The 1,441-nt window shown below is 63.3% G+C and carries 1 pseudogene; it reads right to left on the bottom strand.

The annotated features are described in order from the left end of the window. A pseudogene (locus tag AACR77_RS13215) lies at positions 1-1,441 on the bottom strand (retention module-containing protein); the annotation flags it as partial.

Below are 1,441 nucleotides of genomic sequence, written 5' to 3'. Positions count from 1 at the left end.
GTCTGGCCAGAGGCCCCTTCCTGCAAGGTGACCCCGCTGTCGTTGCCAAGGTGAGGATCGGCGGCATCGGTCACATGGATGACGGTATCGCCCTTGCTGACGGTGCCATCGCTGTCCGTCACCTGCATGCCGACACGAATATCGAGCCTGTCGTTCGCGCCGTGATCCAGGTTGGTGTGAGTCACAACCTGATAATCGAAATCCACCTTGGTGTGCGCCGCGACGCTATCGGGCACATTGGGCAGGGTCACGCTCAGCACCAGGGTGCCGCTCGCAGTCACTGCCTGGAAGCTGTGGCCGTTGCTGCCCGGTACGGTCTGCCAGGTGAGGGTCTCGCCATTGTGAGTGACGGGATTGCCGTTAATGTCCATGACCTGACCGCTCAGGACCAGGCGCACATCGACGATGGGATCGGAGTAGGCCTGTACCGTCACCTTGCCCGTGATGAACTGATCGTCGGCGGTCGCACCATTGGCGGCGCCATCGAAGCGCCCCTCGCTCAGGGTCACGCTGTCGATGGTCACCCCGTTGACGATCGGCCTGACGCCCTCGCTGATGGTGATGTCCAGAGTGCCCGTGGTGCTGTCGTTGTTGCCGCCCCCCTTGTCACTGTCGATGATGTCAAGCTTGAGGGGCAGACTCGTCTTACCGTCACCGCCGCTCTGGTGCACCCCCTGATAAAGGGTCACCTTGTAGTCGAACGTGTTGCTGGCGGCATTGTCCAGCTTGCCCACCAGTTCGACCTGAAGCACCTCGACGCGCGCGCCGTTCACGTCCACATAACCCTTGAGGATCTGGTTGCCCGGAATGGCGGGATCCCCGTCCACCAGTTCGTATTTCACCTGCTGACCCAGTGCCATCAGGGGGGGCTGGGAAGCCGGATCGGCGAACGAGACCTGACTCACCCGATCCGACCCCGACTCCAGGGTAAAGTGTCCCGTTTCCGTCAGGGTGTTGTTGCCATCGAGGCGGCTCTCGTTCAGATCTACCCCGCTGCCCGCCACGAAGTTCGGCGCATGGCCATCCTTGATGGTGAGCGGCAAGTCGGTGGAGACCCTATCTCCGTCCTTGTCGGTCAGGGTGACGGTGAGCGGCAGATCGAGGGATTCGCTGCCCTGGTGATCCAGCTCGGCCCCCAGGGTCACCTTGGCGGTGACGCTCCAGTTGCCGTTGCTCTCCACCAAATCCAGCTCGGCCCGCAGCACCTCGCGGCCGTCGGCGCTGGTGCCCACCAGTTCGCCGTTGGCGTCCAGGGTGAAGGTGACCGGGCTGCCATGGCTGCTGTACTTGCCATCCAGGCTCTGCTGAATGGCGGCGATATCGAATTTGAGGCTGCTCGTATCGAGCGCATCAGCCCCGTGGCTCACGGTGAAGCTCATGGCGCTCACCACCGCGCCGTCCCCCTGGTTCGCCTCCGTCATCTCGGTGCCGGTCACGGCGC

Source organism: Aeromonas sp. ZOR0002, assembly GCF_963866995.1.
Taxonomy (GTDB): Bacteria; Pseudomonadota; Gammaproteobacteria; order Enterobacterales; family Aeromonadaceae; genus Aeromonas; species Aeromonas caviae.
This window is presented reverse-complemented; position numbering and strand designations above follow the sequence as displayed.